Raw genomic sequence first — 284 nt, 5'->3', positions numbered from 1 at the left:
CTGATTGCGCGCTACAAGGTGCCGCTGGATGAATATCCGAAACGCTGCGTAGAACAACTGGCGAACTGGCATAAAGAACTGGAGGAGTATAAAACCGCCGAGCGTATCGACATCAAACCGTCCCGCGAGTACGCCAGCACCATTATGAACGCTCTGTGGACCGGCGAGCCGAGCGTGATTTACGGCAATGTGCGTAATGAGGGGCTGATTGATAACCTGCCGCAGGGAAGCTGCGTGGAAGTGGCTTGTCTGGTGGATGCCAACGGCATTCAACCGACGAAGGT

The 284-nt window shown here is 55.3% G+C and carries 1 protein-coding gene; it reads left to right on the top strand.

Annotated features, from left to right (window positions below; translation table 11 throughout):
• Positions 1-284, top strand: a 284-nt coding sequence (locus J4G32_RS21310; RefSeq protein WP_485020567.1) for a family 4 glycosyl hydrolase, incomplete at both ends; no start/stop codon positions are given.

Origin of the sequence: Microvirga antarctica (genome assembly GCF_017921815.1) — a bacterium.
GTDB classification, from domain to species: domain Bacteria; phylum Pseudomonadota; class Alphaproteobacteria; order Rhizobiales; family Beijerinckiaceae; genus Microvirga; species Microvirga antarctica.
This window is presented reverse-complemented; position numbering and strand designations above follow the sequence as displayed.